The sequence below is a fragment of the Corallococcus sp. NCSPR001 genome, assembly GCF_017309135.1.
Classification (GTDB): domain Bacteria; phylum Myxococcota; class Myxococcia; order Myxococcales; family Myxococcaceae; genus Corallococcus.
On record NZ_JAFIMS010000002.1, the window covers coordinates 2,598,895 to 2,617,699 of the forward strand.

Below are 18,805 nucleotides of genomic sequence, written 5' to 3' on the forward strand. Positions count from 1 at the left end.
ACCGTTCATGAAACCTTTCGACATTCCCACGGAGCCGCGGGTCACGGAGATGGCCTGGCCCACGCGCATCGTGTTTGGCGCGGGCGCGCTCCAGAAGCTGCCCGCGCACGCGGCGCGGTTGAACATGAAGCGCCCGCTGCTGGTGACGGACGCGGGCGTGGTGAAGGCGGGGCTCGCCGCGCGCGTCGCGGACGTGCTCAAGGGCGCGGGGATGGAGTGCGCGGTGTTCGACCGCGTGGAGCCCAACCCCACGGAGAAGGATGTGTTCGCGGGCCTGGAGGCCTACCGCGCGCACAAGGCGGACGGCATCGTCGCCCTGGGCGGCGGCAGCGCGCTGGACGCGGGCAAGCTGGTGCAACTGCTCACCACGCATGAGCCGCCGCTCAGCCGCTACGACGACGCGAAGGGCGGCGACCAGTACGTGCGCGACGACCTGCCTCCGCTCATCGCCATTCCGACGACGGCGGGCACGGGCTCTGAAGTGGGGCGCTCGGGCGTGGTGACGCTGGCGGACACGGGCCGCAAGACGGTCATCTTCAGCCCGCACCTGCTGCCGAAGGCGGCGGTCATCGACCCGGAGCTGACGCTGGGCCTGCCCCCGTCCGTCACGGCGGCCACGGGCATGGACGCGCTCACCCACTGCATCGAGGCGTATGTCGCCAATGGCTTCCATCCGCTCGCGGACGCGGTGGCCATCGACGGCGTGATGCGCGTGGGGCGCTCGCTGGTGACGGCGGTGAAGGAGGGCCGCGACCTGGCGGCGCGCACGGACATGATGGTGGCCGCGATGGAGGGCGCCATGGCCTTCCAGAAGGGCCTGGGCGCGAGCCACGCGCTGGCGCACGCGCTCACGCCCATCTCCAACGTGCCGCACGGCCTGGCGAACGCCATCGTCCTGCCCGCGGTGATGGAGTTCAACCGCGCGTCCTGCACGGCGCGGCTGGCGCGCATCGCCACGGCGCTGGGGGACACGACCAACGCGCGCGAGGAGGTGCTCGCGGCCAACGCCATCGACCGCGTGCGCAAGCTGGCGGCGGCCGTGGGGATTCCCACGCGGCTGCGCGACGCGGGCGTGCAGGAGAAGGACCTGGAGCACATCGCGCAGAAGGCCTTCCAGGACGCGTCCCACCAGGGGAACCCGCGCGCCGTGACGGAGGCGGACCTGCTGGCCATGGCCCGCGAGGCGTACTGAGAAGCGGCTTCACTCCAACTTGATTTCAGAGTGTTTCAGCGGGGCCTCTTCCGAGGGAAACGGGAGGGGCCTCGTGCATTTGGCGCGCATGAATCAAGCAGCGCCTCCTCCGTCAGAAGGTTCAGAACGCAGCACAACGCGGTTCACGGAGGCAGGTCATGAAGGCGATGCTCAAGAAGATGGTGGTGGCCGTGGCGCTGGTCGCGAGCTCCCCGGTGATGGCGGCGGACTTCCACGGCGCCTCCCCCCTCGTGAGCCGTCAGGACCAGGCTCGCATGGAGCGCGAGCGGCACGAGCGGGAGCGGCTGGCGCGGCTGGAGCGGGAACGGCAGGAGCGGGCGCGGATGGAGCGCGAGCGTCAGGCCCGGCTGGAGCGCGAGCGGCAGGAGCGGGAGCGTCAGGCGCGCATCGAGCGCGAGCGTCGGGAGCGCGAGCGTCAGGCCCGCATCGAGCGTGAGCGTCGGGAGCGCGAGCGTCTGGCGCGGCTGGAGCGCGAGCGGCAGGAGCGGGAGCGGCTGGCGCGGCGCGACTCGCACTACCGGGGCGGCTGGGTGAACTAAGCAGCGATGGGGTCACAGCCTGAAGCAGTACGGAGGCCCGGGGGCGGACAACCACCCTCGGGCTTCTTCGCGTCTGGGGTCAGCGGGCGCCGGAGTCCGCGGCCATCGCGCGGGTGCCTGCATCCACGCCGCTGCTTGTCTCCGGTGTGAACTCCAGCGTCTCCACGAAGATGCGCCCCGGCAGCCGCAGGTCCATGGCGGTGATGCGCTCGCGGTCGCGCAGCTCGTAGAGCTGCCGTGCCACCCAGTTGGCCTGCACGGGCTCGTCGGAGAAGAAGACGTAGACGCGCACCTTCCCCTCCTGCACCGGCACGCGGAAGTGGGTGTTGGCGACGGGCCGGTTCGCCTCGCAGCGGATGGAGCGGTTCTCGCGCGTGAGCGTGAGCTGACGGATGACGCCCTTCTCGGACGTCGTGAAGAGCATGCAGTAGGGGAGCTGTCCCTCGACGGGGATGATCTCCATCGTCGCCGGGCCCGTGCGCTTCACCAGGGCACGCACCACCTTCGCGGGCGGCTTCGCGTCGTCGCAGCCCACGACACCCGCGCCCAGCGCCATCACCGTCAACCAGCCCGTCCAGCGCGTCACGTGTTCTTCCCAGGGAAGGTGGAATGCCGACGCCGCGAGCCTACCCTTCCTGTCCGCGCGCGAAGCGGCTTCACCCCGGCTTCATTTCAGAGTGTTTCAACAGGGCCATCTTCCGATGGCGCGGTTGAATCAAGCAGGGCCTCCCCCGTCAGTAGGTTCAGAACGCAGCAACAACGCGGCTCACGGAGGCAGGTCATGAAGGCGATGCTCAAGAAGATGGTGGTGGCTGTGGCGCTCGTCGCGAGCTCCCCGGTGATGGCGGCGGACTTCCACGCCGCCTCCCCCCTCGTGAGCCGCCAGGACCAGGCCCGCCTGGAGCGCGAGCGGCAGGAGCGGGAACGGCAGGAGCGCGAGCGGCAGGCGCGGCTGGAGCGCGAGCGTCAGGAGCGCGAGCGGCAGGCGCGGCTGGAGCGGGAACGGCAGGAGCGCGAGCGGCAGGCGCGGCTGGAGCGGGAACGGCAGGAGCGCGAGCGGCAGGCGCGGTTGGAGCGGGAACGGCAGGAGCGGGAGCGCCTGGCGCGGCTGGAGCGCAGCCGTTACGGCGGTGGCTGGCTGAACTAAGCAGCGATGGGGTCACAGCGTGAAGCAGCACGGAGGCCCGGGGGCGGACAACCACCCTCGGGCCTCTTCGCGTCTGGAGGTCAGTTGGCCAGCGGCTCCACGGTCAGCGCGCGGGTGCCTGCGTCCGAGGCCGTGCCTCCGTCCGACGTCACCACGCCGCCCGCGCCCACGACGCCGCCCGTGGCTTCCGGCTCGCCCGTCTCCGGCGTGAACTCCAGCGTCTCCACGAAGATGCGCCCCGGCAGCCGCAGGTCCATGGCGGTGACGCGCTCGCGGTCGCGCAGGTCGTAGAGCTGCTGCGCCACGGAGCCCGCGGGCACGCGCTCGTCGGAGAAGAAGATGTAGACGCGCACCTTCCCCTCCTGCACCGGCACGCGGAAGCTGGTGTTGGCGACCGGGCGGCCCGGGTCGCAGCGGATGGAGCGGTTCTCGCGCGTGAGCGTGAGCTGCCGGATGACGCCCTTCTCGGACATCGTGAAGAGCATGCAGTAGGGGAGCTGCCCCTCGACGGGGATGATCTCCATCGTCGCGGGTCCCGTGCGCTTCACCTGCGCGCGCGTCACCTTGGCTGGCGGTTTCGCGTCGTCGCAACCCACGAAGCCCGCGCCCAGCACCATCACCGTCAACAAGCCCGTCCAGCGCGTCATGTGTTCCTCCCCGGGAAGGTGGAATGGCCGACACCCCGAGCCTACCCTGGCGCCACGCCTTTCCGTCCTGTCGGCTTTCCTTGGACGCCCGCGAGGCCGCCGAGTGCACGGTCGTGCACATGGCTTCCTGCGTCATCCGGGCCCGGACCTACTCCGGGCGTTGGTAGACGATGACCTGCGGCGTTTCGTCCAGGTACAGCCCGGTGACGGGCGTGCGCGTGCCGAAGGCCTGCCACGTGAGGAACTCGTGCTCGCGGAACTCCTGGTGGTACTGGTACGCGACGATGTCCGCGTCGAACGGGCTGTTCACCGCCCGGACGTCCGGACGCAGCATGCCGTTGCGCTGGTAGTCGCGGAACGAGAAGCCGTTGACCTCGTGCAGGTAGATGCGCGCGCCCGGCTTCGCGTGTTCGTTGATCCACGGCAGCACGCCGGTGACGTGGCTGGACCAGAACTGCCGCTGCATCCCCAGCGTCGCCGCACCCGGCAGCCCGCCCGCCAGCTCCGAGTACGCCGCCGTGCCGTACGGGAACACCCGCACCAGCCCCAGCAGCGCGGGCGCCAGCAGCAGCGCGAACACCGGCACCGTCACCCCCAGCGGTGACATGGAGGGACGCCGCGCCTTCAGCACCTCCCACAGCGCGTAGCACCCGCGCGCCACCGCCGCGCCCGCGAGGATGCCCAGGAAGGGCATGGACGGGAACCAGTGCTTCACGCCTCCGAAGTGCGGAACTTGAGGATGGCTGATGATGAGGATGGACGTCACCGCGTTGACGCCCACCAGCGCCTCCGACGCGGTGGGCATCCGCACCTGGTCACGCGTGCGGGCACTGAGGCTCAAGAGCGCGCGGCCCACGAGCGCCACGAAGCCCGTCACCATGGGCGCGAAGAGGCTGGAGGGCACCGTCAGCGCCGTCTTCACCACCACGTAGCTGAGCGGGAAGGGCGGCCCGCGCATCAGCGTGCCCAGGTAGAACCAGGCGTAGTGGTTGTGCGTCGCGTGGAAGGCCAGGTACCAGGCCGTGCGGTCCACCGGCGCGTGCCAGAGGTAGGGCCAGTGCAGGTAGAAGATGACGGGGCCCAGCACCGCCATGGCCGCCAGCGGCACCAGCGCCCGCGTCACCGGCAGGCTGACGCGCCGCGAATCCCTCAGCAGCACCCCGCAGCCCACCGCGAGCCCCACGAAGAACAGCGTGTGCGGGCTGAGCAGCAGGAACTTCTTCTGGAACGCGGCGGGTCCGCCCAGGAACACCACCAGCAGGCCGTACAGCACCGCCACCGCGACGAAGAGCCCCACGAAGCGGAAGAGCCGCACGCGGGCCTCGGGGTTGCCTTCGCTGGCCCGCCACGCGCGCCACAGTGCGAACGGCGACAGCACGAACGGCAGGAAGAGCGCGTTGTGCTTCGTGGCGATGGCCAGGCCGAACGCCACGCCGCACGCGACGCCCCAGCGGGTGCTCTCCAGCGCGCGCCAGAAGCAGTACACGACGAGCAGCCACATCGCGGCCACCGGCATGTCGAAACACGCCAGCTCCGCGTTGAAGTACTGGCGCGGCACCAGCAGGAAGGAGAGGGCGGCGAACCACCCCGCGGTGCGGCCGTACAGCGCGCTGCCCAGCAGGAAGCACAGCGCGGGAACCAGCGCCGCCATCGCGAACGCGGGCAGCCGGTAGGCCGTCGCGTCGCGCATCACGCCCAGCGTGTCGTGGAAGAGCAGGTGGCTCAACCCGAACAGCGTCTTCATCAGCGCCGGGTGCTCGTGGTTGTAGTCCCACAAGCGCACGATGGCGCTGTCCGTGAACGCCTGCGCGGGCGAGCGCAACAGCAGCCGGAACCACTGCGAATAGCCCTCCGCCGCGGCGAAGTAGACGCTCTCGTCGCGCGTGAAGCCCACGGCGGCTTCCGTGCTCCACAGCGCCGCGAAGGCCAGCACCCACAGCGCCAGCGCCGTGAGCTTCTCCTCGCGCGTGGCGGGGCGCCCGGTTCCCAGCGCGGTCATGGCTTCACCCCCACCGCGGGCTCCAGCGCCATCACGTCCAGGCACACCTGCCGCGACTCCGCGTTGTCCGCCTGCGTCCAGACCTTCACCGTGCGCGGCGGCCCGGGCGGCAGCACCACCTCCGCCTTCTGCACGCCCTCGCGGCCCGGGGGAATGGGCACGTACATCAGCCGCTCGCCCGTGACCGCGTCATCCACGCCCACGTACGCCGTGGACAGGCGCGGGTCCTTGGGGTGCGCGAACTCGAAGATGATGCCGCCCTCCATCCGCAGCCCCATGCCGGAAGGCACGTTGGCGAACTCCGCCACCAGCCGCTGCGCGCCTCCGGGCGCGTGCATCCACAGGCAGTGCCGGGGCTCGTAGAGGATTTCATGCCACTCCGGCGCCACGTACAGGTGCGGCGGGCCGGGGCAGCGGTGCACGCGTCCGTCGAAGGGGCAGTCCTTGCGCGAGCCGTCCGGTTGCTCCAGGTACACGCGCGCCGCGCTCGCGGACTCGCTCGCCACCCAGTGACGCGGGCGGTAGCGGCCGTTCTCGTAGAGGCGCAGCGACAGCGGGCCCATGCGCGACTCGGGGCCCAGCGCCTTGCGGCCGGGGAGGAAGGCCGCGTCGAACGCGCCCACGTCGGAGCGGGGCAGCTCCGGCTGGCCCAGCACCCAGATGCGCGGGTGCGCGCTCAGGTCCGCGCGGTCCGACTCCAGCCACCCGTACACGGGCACGGAGGGCGGCACGAAGAGGCGGGCGCGCTCGGTCCACCAGGGGAACAGCAGCACCGCGTCCCCGGGGCGTGCGTCGCGGGCCAGCATGTCCGCCACGGCGCGCTCGTCCGCGTCCGTGGGCAGCCGGCCCGGAAGCCTCAGCTGGAAGACGAGGCACAGAAGCGCGACGAGCAACAGGGCCCCCAGCTCCGCCAGGGGCAGGGCGCGCAGGGCCTTAGGACTTGGCAAGACGGATCTTCTGCTCGCTCTTTTCGCGGCAGAAGGTGCAGAAGATGTGGTCGCCCTGGTTGAAGGACGGCGTCCAGGGCGGGTACATCGAGCAGCGCGGATCCAGGCAGTGGTGCAGCTCCCAGAGCGTGCCCAGCTGGTGCAGCGCGTGCCGCGCGATGGGCTTGAAGTCCTTCTCCAGGTCCTTGAACGGCGCGATGGAGAGGATTGCCCGGTCCTTGCCGTAGCGCGCGAAGCCGGACGTGGGCGCCTTGCCGCTGGGCAGGTCCCGGTCCTTCAGCTTGCGCGAGGTGAGCAGCAGCACCTTGTCGTCCTTGTAGGCCCGGATGCCCTTCACCTCATCGAGCAGCTTCTCCGCGTCCAGGGGCTCGGACATGCCCGCGGGGACTTCCGCGGAGCCGCTGTGCTCGCTGCCCACGCCGAAGGCCGTGTAGAGCGTGCGGTTGAACTTGGCGAGCTGCTTGTCGTCGAAGGGGTCCAGCGTCACGACGCGAATCACGGGGCGTCACCTCGGCGGGAAGGCCCTCGCGGCGTGCCCGGCGCGCGCTTGAACGCGCGACGCGGGCGGCCGGGAGGGCCGTGGGGTTCACTCGTCCTCGGGCGGCTTCGCCTTGGGAGGACGGCCACGCTTCTTGGGCGCGGCGGGCTCCGCGGGCGCGGCGCCTTCGGGCGGCTTGGCCTTGGGCGGACGGCCGCGCTTCTTCGGGGCGGCGGGCTCGGCACCCTCCACCACCTCCGGCTTCGGCTTGGGCGGACGGCCGCGCTTCTTCGGGGCGGCGGGCTCGGCGCCCTCGGCCGGCTTGGCCTTGGGCGGACGGCCGCGCTTCTTGGGAGCGTCCTCGGCCCCCTCCTCGCCGCCTTCCTCCTCGCCGCCCTCCTCGTCGGAGGACTCCTCCTCGGACTCGGACTGCGGCTCCTCGTCCGAGGGCAGGTCCAGCTCCCCGCCCTCCAGACCCATGAGGTCGCCGTCCAGGTCCATGTCGTCCTCGTCGCCACCGGGCCGCGCGAACTCCGCGGCGGTGCGCTTGGGACGCTCCTTCCCGGGCGGGAAGAGGACGATGTCGATGGAGTCCTCGGCGTTGGCCTCGGCGGTGCCCAGCGCGGCGGCGACCTCCGACACCAGCAGGTGCCGGGCGTTGTCGTAGAGCTCGCGCTCCTTGGTGGGCAGCGGCCGCAGCTCACTGAGGACCTGGAGGCCCTTGACGACCTCCGCCAGCCCCAGGATTCCGCCCTGGGTCATGCGGTCCAGGTTGGTGCGCGCGCGTTGCTTCCAGTCCAGGTCCGCCTTGTCACTGTCCGAGCGGAGGAACGCGTAGATCTCCTCCACGTCGGCGGGACTGGCCACCTTGCGCACGCCGATGGAGAGGATCTTTCCTTGCGGCACCATCACGACCGCGCCGTCTTCCTCCCGGCGCATGGTGACGAAGGTGAGGCTCTGGCCCGCAACCTCCTTCACGTCGATGGCGGCGACGCGGCAGACCCCCTGGTTGGGGTAGACGACCCGGTCTCCAACCTGGAGCTGGAGTGCAGCGGACCCTTCTGGCATGGCCCCCTCGTGGGCGGGTGTGATGAGCACCGAAGCGAGCGCCGGTCGTAGCACCGTGCCTCGCCGGATGCCACGAGATTACCGGGGAAGCATTGTCATCCGGTTGGCACTGCGCTGCGCTTCCAACAGCTTGGCCATGACCTCGTGCGCCTGCGAGTCCAGGACCGCGTCGATTTGGGCGTCGGTCGGCCCCTCGTCCGCCGTGCTTCCGGGCCGTGCGTCCACGCGGGTGGAAAGTCCCACCGTCGCCATCACCACGATCCCCAGGGCCAGCACCGCCAAGAGCTTCTTCATGAGCGTCCTCCGTGGCGGCCCAGGGTAGGGGCGGCGCCCGGATGATCAATTTTTCGGCTACAGGCTGGCGGTGTCCTGTAGCGGCCCGTCGCGCGCGCTACTGGTGCAGCGGCGCCACCGGCGTCACCTCCAGGGTGAGGCCGCCGGAGTTGTCGTGGACGTCGTCATCCGGGAACGCGAGCCGCAGCCAGCTCGCGCCGCGCATCACCGTGGGCTGGTTGACCTCCAGGACCTCCAGCGTGCCCGGGGCCACGGCCGGAGAGGGCCCCGCGCCGTGCAGCGCGAGCACGCCGTTCACCTCGCCGCCGCCGAAGCCGCGCGTGCGCGCCGGCTCCCCGGCCGAACGCACCACGACGCGGTACGTGGTGGACGGATCCAGCTCCCGGAGCGTGAAGCCGTCGTGGGGGGACAGCGACACGGCGTGCCGGCGCGCGTCCAGGAGCAAGGTGGTGATGGCGCCGCTCGCCTGTTCGCGCACGTGCACCTGGAGCGCGCCGCGGTTGTCGTCCGGGCGGTCGTCCCAGAGGAACACGTAGAGGACGGAGGCGTCGCGCACCAGCACCTCGTCCGCGCCCACCAGGCCGAAGCTGTCGCGCGCGGCCAGCGCCGTGCCGCCCTCCAGGAAGTACACGGCCTGGGCCACCGGCAGCGGTCCGCCCACCGACACGCGGCCCTCCACGCGCAGGCCGTAGGTGCGGGAGGGATCCAACCGCATGCGCGCCGCCTGGGACGAGGGCACGCGCAGCGCATGGGAGACCGCGCTGAGCGCGAACGGGCCTCCGGAGGAATAGCGGGCGATGGACGCGGGCGCGCTGTCCGGACCCGGGCGGGGCAGGGCGCGAGCCGCGACGGCTTGCTTCGGCGCGAGCCGCGCGTGGACCGCCAGCGTGGTGCCGCGCTCGGCGTGCACGCGCTGGCTGAAGGGCACCATGCCCGGCAGCAGCACCTCCAGCACGTGGTCGCGGTCCGACGGCAGCTGGGTGATGAGCGTGGGCGTCGTCTCCGCCAGCGTCCGGCCGTTCACGCGGATGGTGGCGCCCGGAGGCGAGGAGCTGAGCTCCACCGCGAACGTGTTGGAGCCGCCCATGACCAGGACCAGCCACGTGGCCACGAGCGCCGCCACCACCACCGGCGCGCCGCGCACCGCCCAGCCGCGCAGGGAGCGGTGCCACGCGGGCGGCGGCTCCGGAGGCATCGCCTGCGGGGGCAGGGGCTGGGTCGTCAAATCACCTCGGGGCTCGCCGGGCTCACCCCGGGGCTCGGAGGCGTGGCGGGGCACCTCCGGCGGCGTGGCGATGGGGGGCGGTTCAGCGACGCCGCTCCAGCGGCCCACGCGCGCGACGAACTCGCGCGGCAGCTGCACCGGGCGGCCGGACTCCACGAGCTCCGGCTCATAGAGGTAGCCCATGAAGTGGCCCAGGTCGCTGGCGGACACGTCCGGCGCGGTCACGTGGAGCTGGCGCGCCAGCGCCTCCGCGAAGGCCTGCGCCGTGGGGTAGCGCTGCTCCGGGCTCGTGGCCATCGCGGTGAGCAGGATGCGCTCCAGCGCGGCCGGGATGTTCGGCGTCCACTCGCGCGGGCGGGGGAAGTCGCCCTGGGAGATCTTGCGCAGCACGTCCTGGAGCGAGCCCTCGAAGGGGCGCCGCCCGCAGAGCATCTCGTAGAGGACCGTGCCCGCGGCGAACACGTCCGTGCGCGCGTCCAGCGCCTCGCCGCGCGCCTGCTCCGGCGCGAAGTAGACGTACTTGCCCTTCGCGGGATCCACCTTGGTGTCGGAGCGTCCGGCGAGCCGCGCACGCGCGATGCCGAAGTCCACCAGCTTCACCTGCCCCTCGAAGGAGAGGAGCACGTTCTGCGGGCTCACGTCCCGGTGGACGATGTGCAGCGGGCGGCCGTTGTCATCCAGCCGCGTGTGCGCGTACGCCAGCCCCCGCAGCATGTCGATGGCCACCAGCACCGCCAAGGGCGGCGGCAGCGCGGGCAGCCCCTTCTCCCGCGCCCGGCGCATCACGTGCGAGAGCGGATGGCCGTCCACCCACTCCATCGCGAGGAAGTACTCGCCCTCCACCTCGCCGAAGTCGAAGATCTGCGCGATGTTGCCGTGCGACAGCCCCAGCGCGATGCGCGCCTCGTTGATGAACATGGACACGAACGCGCTGTCGTCCGCGTAGCCCGGGAGGATCTTCTTGATGACCACCGGCTTCGTCACGCCCGCCACCGCCGTCATCCGGGCGCGGTAGATCTCCGCCATGCCGCCCGTCGCGATGCGCTCGAGCAGCTTGTACTTGCCGAACTGGAAGCCGGCGGAGGGCGGCGGCACGTTCGAATCGGCTCCGATGGAGGGGAGTCCTTCGCAAAAACCGCGAGAAGCTATCATGAGGCCATTCAGACGCTCCGGGTGGAATATTCCGCTACGCTCGCCAGCCCGTTCCCGTAACCCTGCATTCTTCCTCCTGGTGTGGTGCGGCCTCACATGGGGTGGCTGTCGGGAGTCTCCGCCCGGTGAACCGGCACGCGCGGTCCCTCCGGAGCCAGCACTGAGCGTGGAGCGTGGCGCTCCCGCCACCGCTCCCAGGGACGCGGGCAACTGGGCGGACGCGACCCTCGAGCCCGTGTCCGCGCCCGCCTGGGGTGAGCCGCTTCCGGAGGACGTCCTCCGGCTGGAGCTGTCGGGAGAACAGGTGCGCCTGGGCACGGAGACCTTCACCCCGGCCCGGGCCCCGGACGCGGCCAGGCTCGCGGAGCGGGTGCGGGGCAGGGACGTGCTCGTCGCCGTGGAGGACGCGGACACGTTCCTCGCGCAGGTGTCGGACGCGCTGACCGTCTTGCGCGCGCGGGCGGCGGAGGTGTGGCTCCAGCACCCGGACGCGCCGGTGGCCTACCCGTTGGTGCTGCGTGACGAGCAGGGCTTCCGGACGTGGCTGGACGAGGTGGCGCCCGGCAAGCTGCGCATCATCCAGCGCGCGGACGGCTTCGAGCTGAGCACCAGCGTGGGCAAGCTGCCGGGGCCGGACCGCAATGGCCCGTCCGTTCCGGTGCGCGGCGGGCGCCAGGACATCGCGACGCTGCGGCGGGAGCTGGCGCGGCTGAAGACGCGCTTCACCACGTCGGACGACCTGTGCCTCGTGCCCTCGTTCGGCACGGAGGTGGTGCAGGTGGCGCGGGCGCTCGGCGGCACGTACGTCGCGCCGGAGGAGGGGCTCTTCGACACGCTCTGCCTCGTGTACCCCACGCCGCGGTCCGCATCGGACGCGGGGGCACCGTAGGTCCAGGGGCCAGGAAGTCTCCTGCCCGGCGGGCGTGCACGCACCCCGGGTGCAGTCCCACGTCGCATTGAGGCGGTGGGGGCGCGCCGCTACTACCCCCAGAGGTTCGCGCGCCCTAATGTGCCGCGCGCCTTTTACCTGAAGGCTTCGGAGGGCAATGCTCCCTCCCCGGAGGTCGTCGATGGTCGCCGCAACCGAGCCCGCTTCCCGTCCCCAGGATGTTCTCGCCGGGGGCACCTTCCTCTTCCAGGAGGTGGGCTCCACCCGCATCCTCACGCCGGAGGGGTTCTCCGAGGAGCAGCGGCTCTTCTTCAAGACGGCGCTCCAGTTCTGCCGGGAGCAGGTGCTGCCCCAGGCCACGCGCATCGAGGGCAAGGACAACGCGCTCCTGCGCGACCTCCTGCGCCGCGCGGGCGACCTGGGCCTCTTGAGCGTGGACATCGCGGAGACCTACGGCGGCACGGGCCTGGACAAGACGACGTCGCTCCTGCTCGCGGAGGCCATGAGCCTCTTGGGCTCCTGGTCGGTGACGTCCAGCGCGCACACCGGCATCGGGTCGCTGCCCATCGTGTGGTTCGGCAACGAGGCGCAGAAGGCGAAGTACCTGCCCAAGCTGGCCACGGGCGAGTGGGTGGCGGCGTACGCGCTGACGGAGCAGGGCAGCGGCAGCGACGCGCGCGGGGCGAAGACGAAGGCGGTGAAGTCCCAGGACGGCAAGCACTACGTCCTCAACGGCTCCAAGCTCTACATCACCAACGCGGCCTTCGCGGACGTGTTCGTCGTCTTCGCGCAGGTGGACGGCGACAAGTTCACCGGCTTCATCGTGGAGAAGGACACCCCGGGCCTCACCGTGGGCCCGGAGGAGCACAAGATGGGCATCCGCGGCTCGTCCACGTGCCCGCTCTACTTCGAGGACGCGCAGGTTCCCGTGGAGAACCTGCTGGGCGAGCTGGGCAAGGGCCACCGCATCGCCTTCAACATCCTCAACTACGGCCGCCTGAAGCTGGGCGCGGGCGTCATCGGGAGCATGAAGCTCCAACTGCAGAGCGCGCTGAAGTTCGCGCAGGAGCGCAAGCAGTTCAAGGCGCCCATCGCCACGTTCCCGCTCATCCGCGAGAAGCTCGCGCGCATGGCCACGCTCGTCTACGCGGTGGAGAGCATGACGTACCGCACGGCGGGCCTGGTGGACGGGCGGCTTGCGTCCAAGGAGCGCTCGGACGCGGACTACGACGCGCACGTCATCGCCGCGATGGAGGAGTTCGCCACCGAGGCCTCCATCATGAAGGTCTTCGGCTCGGAGGCCCTCGGCTTCTTGGTGGACGACGCGGTGCAGGTGCACGGCGGCGCCGGCTACATCGAGGAGTACCCGGTGGAGCGCGCCTACCGCGACGCGCGCATCAACCGCATCTTCGAGGGCACCAACGAAATCAACCGCATGCTGATCACCGGCATGCTGCTCAAGCGCGCCGTGAAGGGCGACCTGCCGCTGTTCGCGCAGGCGCGCTCCGTGGCGGAGGAGCTGGGCCGCGGCGAGCGTCCCCGCGCGGGCCGCCAGGACGCGCTGGCCCACGAGGAGATCGCCGCGGAGTGCGCCAAGCACTTGGCCATCCACGGCATGCGCCTGGCCGCGGAGAGCTTCGGCACGGAGCTGGACAAGCACCAGGAGGTCATGGCCGCGCTGGCGGACGTGGTGATGGACGCGTACGCGCTGGACTCCATGGTGACGCGCACCCGTCAGGCCGCCACCGGCGGCGTGCTGGACCCGGCGCGCGTGGCGCTGGTGCGGCTGTACGCGATGGAGTCCACCGCCCGCGTCTTCGAGCGCACCCGCCGCGCGCTCTGCGCCACCCTCAAGGGGGACGCGCTCACGCTGGAGTTGAAGCGCCTGTCCGCGCTGGACGCCTTCACGCCGTACGACCCGGCGGAGCTGCGCGAGACCATCGTCACGGGCCTGGAAGAGGCCGGCGGCTACCCGTACAACCCGCTGTAACGGCCTCGAGCGCGGGTGCCCTGGACGGAAACGTCAGGGCATCCGCGACACGGCATCCAGGCCGAAGCTGACCCGGGCCCGCCAGGGCGCGGGCGGCAGGTGCTCCAGCGCCATCAGGTCCTCCAGCCGCTGGAGCATGTCCGGCCGCAGCCGGCCGAACGTCGCGCCGAAGCCCGGCGTCACCGCCTGCGCCACGCCCTTGCGCGGCACGGACGACGTCCACGCCACCTCGCCGTGGAGCAGGAGCGGCCCCTCCGTCATGTCCATCTCCATGAAGAAGGGCGTGCCCACCTGCACCTCGCGGGGCAGGGCGGGGGCGTCCACCTCCAGGCCCACGCCGCCCCGGGAGATGTCGCGCACGTAGAAGAACGGCGCCCGGGGGTCGGCCTCGCGCGCGCGCAGGTGCAGCGGCAGGCGCGGGAAGCGGCGCAGGCCGTTCTGCTCCTCCTGGGCGAAGATGAACTGGAGCACCGCGTCCAGCGCGCTGCGATCCTCCGCGCCGTCGTAGCGCACGGTGAGCATGAAGCGCTCGCCGGGGCGCGGCTCCACCTTGACGACCTCGCCCAGCACCTCCACCGGCCGCGGCATGCCGCCCGCGTGCAGCTCGAAGGTGAAGCGGGTGCCCAGCGGCAGGGCCCTGCGCGTCTCCAGGGTGACGCCGCCCTGACCCACGCTGCGGGTGTACTCGCCGACCAGCGACTGTGGCGTCTTGTAGGCCACCTTCAGTCGAACGTTCGTGTTCACGTGCCCGTCAGTCTCAGCCTGGGAGCGAAAGAACTCAAGTTTACCCCACCCCCCAAGGTAGGCCGCGCGGCGTGTGCCCTGGCGGATGTCCGGCGCCGGGCGCGCCGTGTTCCAGCCTGTTGCGCGCTTTCTTGACCCCCCTGGGGGGGGCGCGTATGTATGCCCGCCGCAGAGGGGTAAGAAGTGGGAAGGAGTGGTGGTCCGTCCCGTGTCGGGCTGAAAAGGTGGATCGTCCCGCGTGTTCCGAGGCGTCTATGAGCACCAGATCGACGCGAAGGGGCGCACCAGCCTCCCGGCGAAGCTCCGGGAGACGCTGGTGGGTGCCTACGACGAGCGGCTCATCGTCACCACGGCCCTGGACCCCTGCCTCCACGCCTACCCGGTGCGGGAGTGGGAGGCGTTGGAGACCGCGCTCGCCCGGCGCAACCCCATGGAGCCGGGGGTCAAGACGTTGATGCGGCTGTACGTGGCCAGCGCGCAGGAGTGCCCGCTGGACAAGCTGGGACGGTTGCTGATTCCGCCGTCGCTCAGGGCGTACGCGAAGCTGGAGAAGGACGTGGTGTGGGCGGGGATGGTGAAGGTGATTGAGCTTTGGAGCCAGGAAGGCTGGGCGAAGGCGCAGGAGGACGCGCGCCAGGAAGCCACCTCCCCGGACGTGTTGCGGGTGCTGGGCGAGCTGCGCCAGCCGTAGCCAGGAAGTCGACAGCTTCAGGTTTCGCAAAGAGAAGGGTGGGCAGGCGCATGGACCAGGTGCAGGAGGTTCGTCGGAACAGGGCGGTGGTGGCGGCGTCCGAGCGCGTGGAGACGTTGATGCTGGAGGGCGAGCTGGAGGAGGCGGACCTGCTCAAGCTGTGCGAGGACCTGATGCACCGGCTGCACCGGGGCACCCGTCAGGTCGTCCTCGACTTCGCGGACGTGTCGCACCTGAACTACCGCGGCGTGCGCCCGCTGATGGCCCGCACGGACGCGTTCCGCCGCGCCGGTGGCGACGTGAAGCTGTCCGGGCTGTCGCCGTACCTGGCCGCCATCTTCCGCGCGGCCGGCGCCCATGACGCCTTCGAGCTGTACCCGCACATGAACGATGCCCGGGCCGCCTTCCAGCTCGCGCGCGCTCCCTTCGTCTGACCCGCACCCCAAGGCCCCCTCCCGTGGACTTCCAGCACCAGACCGTCCTGCTCCACGAGACGGTGGAGCTGCTGAACCCGGCGGAGGGCAAGGTCATCCTCGACGGCACGCTCGGCGGCGGAGGCCACACCCAGGCGCTGCTCGCCCGGGGCGCCACGGTGGTGGGCGTGGACCGGGACCCGGTGGCGCTCGCCGCGGCCACCGCCCGCATGGGCGGCAACGCGCGCTTCCAGGCCCGGCAGGGCAACTTCGCGGACCTGCCCCGCGTGGCGCAGGATCTGCTCCCCGTGGACGGCGTGCTGGTGGACCTGGGCGTGTCCTCGCCCCAGCTGGATGTGGCCGAGCGCGGCTTCTCCTTCATGAAGGACGGCCCGCTGGACATGCGCATGGGCGACAGCGGCATCACCGCCGCCCAGCTCATCGCGGAGACGGACGAGCGCGACCTGGCGCGGCTGCTCAAGGATTATGGAGAAGAGCCCTTCGCCCGCCCCATCGCGCGGGAGCTGAAGAAGGCGCTGCCCCAGCGCACGCTGGAGGCCGTGGAGGTGGTGAAGCGCGCCGTGCCCCGCAAGGCGTGGCCGGACCGCATCAACGTCGCCACCCGCACCTTCCAGGCGCTGCGCATGGCGGTGAACGGGGAGCTGGAGGCGCTGGACGCGCTGCTCGCCGCGCTGCCCTCGCTCCTCAAGGTGGGGGGCCGCGCCGCGGTCATCTCCTTCCACTCCCTGGAGGACCGGAAGGTGAAGGAAGCCTTCCGCGCCCTGGTGGGCGGGTGCACCTGTCCGCCGGGCTTCCCGGTGTGCGTGTGCAACAGCCAGGGTGACTTCGCCCTCGTGTCCAAGAAGGCCGTCGCGGCTTCCGAAGCGGAAGTCGAGGCCAACCCCCGCTCTCGCAGCGCGCACCTGCGCGCGGTGGAGAAAATCCGATGAGCAAGGCCCTCTCGCGTCCCTCCGTGTCCGTGGCCGGCGTGCTGATGCACCTGTTGCCCGCCGTCATGCTCTTCACCCTGTTCGCTGGCGTGGGCATCCTCCACGTCACGAGCCGCGTGCTCGTGGTGGACATGGGCTACCGCCTGTCCAACGCGGAGGGCGAGAGCCGCTCGCTCACCCGGGAGAACGACCGGCTCAAGCTGGAGCTGGCCACGCTCAAGGCGCCGGCCCGGCTGGAGCGCGTGGCGCGTGAGCAGTTGGGCATGGCCATGCCCAGGGGCGGCGCGGTGGTGTCCCTCGCGGACGAGCACGTGAAGGGCTCCAGCACCGCGCAGGCCCGTTCGGCGGCCCCGGCCGTCCGCGTGGCGGAGCGGGGGACCGGGCGGTGAGGGACCTCAAGAGCGCGCGGATCCCGGAGTCGAACACGAAGGGGCTCAGGCTGCGGGTCCAGCTCCTGTTCGGGCTGTTCCTCGCGCTCCTGGGCACGGCGTTCGGCCGCGCGGTCTACCTCCAGGTCTTCCAGCAGGAGAAGCTGCGCGGCATGGCGCAGGACCAGTACGTCCGGCAGATCGACATCCCGGCCCGGCGCGGTGACATCTATGACCGGCGCGGCACGCCGCTCGCGCAGAGCGTGGAGGTGGACTCCATCTGGGTGGACCCGTCCATGCTCCCCGACGTGCCGCAGGCGGCCCGTCAGCTCGCCCGCGCCGTGCACATGGACAGCGGCGACCTGGTCGCGCGCCTGTCCCGCGCCAAGCGCTTCGCGTGGGTGAAGCGCCAGGCGAAGCCCCAGGAGGTGGAGGCGGTGAAGGCGCTGGGCCTGCCGGGCCTGGGCTTCACCAAGGAGCCCAAGCGCTTCTATCCCCAGCGCGAGCTGGGCGCGCACATCGTGGGCATGGTGGGCACCGACGGGCACGGCCTGGAGGGCCTGGAGCTGGCCTTCGAGGACGAGCTGTCCGGGCAGAACTCGCGCACCTCCGGCTTCCGGGACGCCAAGGGCCGCAAGCTGATGGTCCAGGGTGCCCTGGACCCCCTGGAGCGCCAGGGCGCCACCGTGACGCTCACGCTGGACCGCCACCTCCAGTACGTGGCGGAGAAGGCGCTGGCCAAGGCCGTGGACGACGCCAAGGCGGCGGCGGGCATGGCGGTGGTGCTGGACCCGCGCACCGGGGAGATCCTGGCGCTGGCCAACAACCCGCGCTTCAACCCCAACACGCCGGAAGACGGCGTGAAGAACGCCATCCGCAACCGCGCCGCGCTGGACGCCTTCGAGCCCGGCTCCACGATGAAGGCCTTCGTGGTGGCCGCCGCGCTGGAGCAGAAGGCCATCACCGCGGATCAGCTGTTCTTCTGTGAGAACGGCGCCATGCGCATCGGCCGGCACACCATCCGGGACACCCACCCGCACGGCTGGCTCAACGCGCAGGGCATCCTCCAGGTGTCCTCCAACATCTGCGCCGCGAAGGTCGCCGAGGCCCTGGGCCGCGAGAAGTTCGTCGCCGCCTACCACGCCTTCGGCTTCGCGGAGCGCACCGGCCTGGCGCTCACCGGCGAGAGCCGCGGCGTCATCCCGTTTCCGAAATCGGACATCTCCCTGGCCACCCAATCCTTCGGCCAGGGGATGACCTCCACCGCCGTCCAGCTGACGGCGGCCTACGGCGCGCTGGCCAACGACGGCATGCTGATGCGCCCGTACCTGGTCTCCAAGGTGGTGGACCCGGACGGCGTGGTGCTGCTGGAGAACCAGCCCACGGAGCTGCGCCGGGTCGTTTCCCAGAGGGTGGCGCGCCAGGTCGTGGGCATGCTCGAGAGCGTGGTGGTCAAGGGAGGGACCGCGCCCAAGGCCGCCATGGACGACTACCGGGTGGCCGGAAAGACGGGCACGGCGCAGAAGGCGGACCCCGTGGCACGGGGGTATTCCGACAAACGCATCGCGTCGTTCGCGGGCATGGTGCCAGCCGAGGCCCCGCGCGCCGTGATTCTCGTGGTGGTGGACGAACCCAAGACAGACGTATACGGGGGGAACGTGGCTGCCCCTGCCTTCAAGGAAATCGCTACCGCTGCCATGGCCCACCTGGCCGTGCCCCCGTCCCGCACGGTGGCACCCGCCGAGGTGGCCGCGGCCGCCGCGCCCGTGGTGCCCCCTCCGGCACCAAAGGCGATGGCGAAGGCCGTGCCCGTCCGGGCCGGCCTGGAGGATGCGGTGACCGAGACCCCGGAACCCGGCACGGTACGTGTGCCGGACGTCCAGGGTCAGGCGGGACGCGAAGCCGTGGTGAAGCTGCTCGCCTCGGCGTTGGAGCCACAGCTGCAAGGAAGTGGACGAGTCGTATCTCAGACCCCCCCCGCCGGTGCGCTGGTGGAGAAGGGGGCCCGGGTGACGCTGGAACTGGCGACGCGGCAATGAGGCCGTGTCCTT

General features: G+C 71.3%; 19 protein-coding genes. 10 read left to right on the top strand and 9 right to left on the bottom strand.

Annotated features, from left to right (window positions below):
• Nucleotides 1–7: 7 nt before the first annotated feature.
• On the top strand, nucleotides 8–1,192 hold the full coding sequence (locus JYJ93_RS12740; RefSeq protein ID WP_206790295.1) for an iron-containing alcohol dehydrogenase: 1,185 nt from the start codon (nucleotides 8–10) through the stop codon (nucleotides 1,190–1,192).
• Nucleotides 1,193–1,350: 158 nt separating this feature from the next.
• A complete protein-coding gene (locus JYJ93_RS12745) occupies nucleotides 1,351–1,752 on the top strand; it encodes an ATP-dependent DNA helicase (protein WP_206790296.1) in 402 nt (133 codons plus the stop codon).
• 79 nt (nucleotides 1,753–1,831) lie between these two features.
• On the opposite strand, the gene JYJ93_RS12750 is transcribed toward JYJ93_RS12745, so the two are convergent.
• On the bottom strand, nucleotides 1,832–2,338 hold the full coding sequence (locus JYJ93_RS12750; protein WP_206790297.1) for a hypothetical protein: 507 nt from the start codon (nucleotides 2,336–2,338) through the stop codon (nucleotides 1,832–1,834).
• Between the two features lie 195 nt (nucleotides 2,339–2,533).
• Between JYJ93_RS12750 and JYJ93_RS12755 the strand changes: the two genes are divergently transcribed.
• On the top strand, nucleotides 2,534–2,899 hold the full coding sequence (locus JYJ93_RS12755; protein ID WP_206790298.1) for an ATP-dependent DNA helicase: 366 nt from the start codon (nucleotides 2,534–2,536) through the stop codon (nucleotides 2,897–2,899).
• 80 nt (nucleotides 2,900–2,979) lie between these two features.
• On the opposite strand, the gene JYJ93_RS12760 is transcribed toward JYJ93_RS12755, so the two are convergent.
• The 7 genes from JYJ93_RS12760 to JYJ93_RS12790 all read right to left on the bottom strand — a co-directional run bounded on the left by JYJ93_RS12760 (nucleotide 2,980) and on the right by JYJ93_RS12790 (nucleotide 10,652).
• Entirely contained in the window at nucleotides 2,980–3,546 is a 567-nt protein-coding gene (locus tag JYJ93_RS12760; protein ID WP_206790300.1) for a hypothetical protein, read from the bottom strand.
• A gap of 148 nt (nucleotides 3,547–3,694) precedes the next feature.
• Complete coding sequence (locus JYJ93_RS12765) at nucleotides 3,695–5,545, bottom strand: glycosyltransferase family 39 protein (protein ID WP_242543783.1); 1,851 nt, start codon at nucleotides 5,543–5,545, stop codon at nucleotides 3,695–3,697.
• Nucleotides 5,542–6,492, bottom strand: a complete 951-nt coding sequence (locus tag JYJ93_RS12770) for a hypothetical protein (protein ID WP_206790302.1) — start codon at nucleotides 6,490–6,492, stop codon at nucleotides 5,542–5,544. Before JYJ93_RS12770 ends, JYJ93_RS12765 begins: the two co-directional genes overlap by 4 nt.
• Entirely contained in the window at nucleotides 6,479–6,991 is a 513-nt protein-coding gene (locus tag JYJ93_RS12775) for a hypothetical protein (protein ID WP_121752279.1), read from the bottom strand. The genes JYJ93_RS12770 and JYJ93_RS12775 overlap by 14 nt, the downstream gene beginning before the upstream one ends.
• Before the next feature lie 87 nt (nucleotides 6,992–7,078).
• Nucleotides 7,079–8,038, bottom strand: coding sequence for a CarD family transcriptional regulator (locus JYJ93_RS12780; RefSeq protein ID WP_206790304.1), 960 nt, complete (start codon nucleotides 8,036–8,038; stop codon nucleotides 7,079–7,081).
• Between the two features lie 78 nt (nucleotides 8,039–8,116).
• The gene (locus JYJ93_RS12785; protein WP_206790306.1) at nucleotides 8,117–8,332 is read right to left on the bottom strand and encodes a hypothetical protein; all 216 of its coding nucleotides are present in this window, start codon (nucleotides 8,330–8,332) and stop codon (nucleotides 8,117–8,119) included.
• 97 nt (nucleotides 8,333–8,429) lie between these two features.
• Nucleotides 8,430–10,652: a serine/threonine-protein kinase gene (locus JYJ93_RS12790; protein WP_206790308.1), complete on the bottom strand. Its 2,223-nt coding sequence runs from the start codon at nucleotides 10,650–10,652 to the stop codon at nucleotides 8,430–8,432.
• 223 nt (nucleotides 10,653–10,875) lie between these two features.
• Between JYJ93_RS12790 and JYJ93_RS12795 the strand changes: the two genes are divergently transcribed.
• Entirely contained in the window at nucleotides 10,876–11,598 is a 723-nt protein-coding gene (locus JYJ93_RS12795) for a hypothetical protein (RefSeq protein WP_330166749.1), read from the top strand.
• Nucleotides 11,599–11,779: 181 nt separating this feature from the next.
• Nucleotides 11,780–13,588 carry an acyl-CoA dehydrogenase family protein gene (locus JYJ93_RS12800; protein ID WP_206790326.1) on the top strand — a complete coding sequence of 603 codons (1,809 nt, stop codon included), beginning with the start codon at nucleotides 11,780–11,782 and terminating at the stop codon, nucleotides 13,586–13,588.
• Between the two features lie 33 nt (nucleotides 13,589–13,621).
• Here the strand turns inward: JYJ93_RS12800 and JYJ93_RS12805 are convergent, their stop codons facing one another.
• Nucleotides 13,622–14,332 carry a PilZ domain-containing protein gene (locus JYJ93_RS12805; RefSeq protein WP_206790342.1) on the bottom strand — a complete coding sequence of 237 codons (711 nt, stop codon included), beginning with the start codon at nucleotides 14,330–14,332 and terminating at the stop codon, nucleotides 13,622–13,624.
• A gap of 238 nt (nucleotides 14,333–14,570) precedes the next feature.
• On the opposite strand from JYJ93_RS12805, the gene mraZ reads away from it, so the two are divergent.
• Genes mraZ through JYJ93_RS12830 form a run of 5 tightly spaced genes read left to right on the top strand, consistent with a single transcriptional unit; the run spans nucleotide 14,571 to nucleotide 18,793 of the window.
• Nucleotides 14,571–15,023 (top strand): division/cell wall cluster transcriptional repressor MraZ, encoded by a 453-nt coding sequence (gene mraZ / locus JYJ93_RS12810; protein ID WP_120548791.1) that lies wholly within the window; start codon nucleotides 14,571–14,573, stop codon nucleotides 15,021–15,023.
• Nucleotides 15,024–15,073: 50 nt separating this feature from the next.
• A complete protein-coding gene (locus JYJ93_RS12815) occupies nucleotides 15,074–15,457 on the top strand; it encodes an STAS domain-containing protein (RefSeq protein ID WP_014398892.1) in 384 nt (127 codons plus the stop codon).
• A gap of 23 nt (nucleotides 15,458–15,480) precedes the next feature.
• Entirely contained in the window at nucleotides 15,481–16,386 is a 906-nt protein-coding gene (rsmH, locus tag JYJ93_RS12820; protein ID WP_206790352.1) for a 16S rRNA (cytosine(1402)-N(4))-methyltransferase RsmH, read from the top strand.
• Nucleotides 16,383–16,775, top strand: a complete 393-nt coding sequence (gene ftsL / locus JYJ93_RS12825; RefSeq protein ID WP_206790361.1) for a cell division protein FtsL — start codon at nucleotides 16,383–16,385, stop codon at nucleotides 16,773–16,775. The genes rsmH and ftsL overlap by 4 nt, the downstream gene beginning before the upstream one ends.
• Complete coding sequence (locus JYJ93_RS12830) at nucleotides 16,772–18,793, top strand: penicillin-binding protein (protein WP_206790362.1); 2,022 nt, start codon at nucleotides 16,772–16,774, stop codon at nucleotides 18,791–18,793. The genes ftsL and JYJ93_RS12830 overlap by 4 nt, the downstream gene beginning before the upstream one ends.
• The last annotated feature ends 12 nt before the right edge of the window (nucleotides 18,794–18,805 follow it).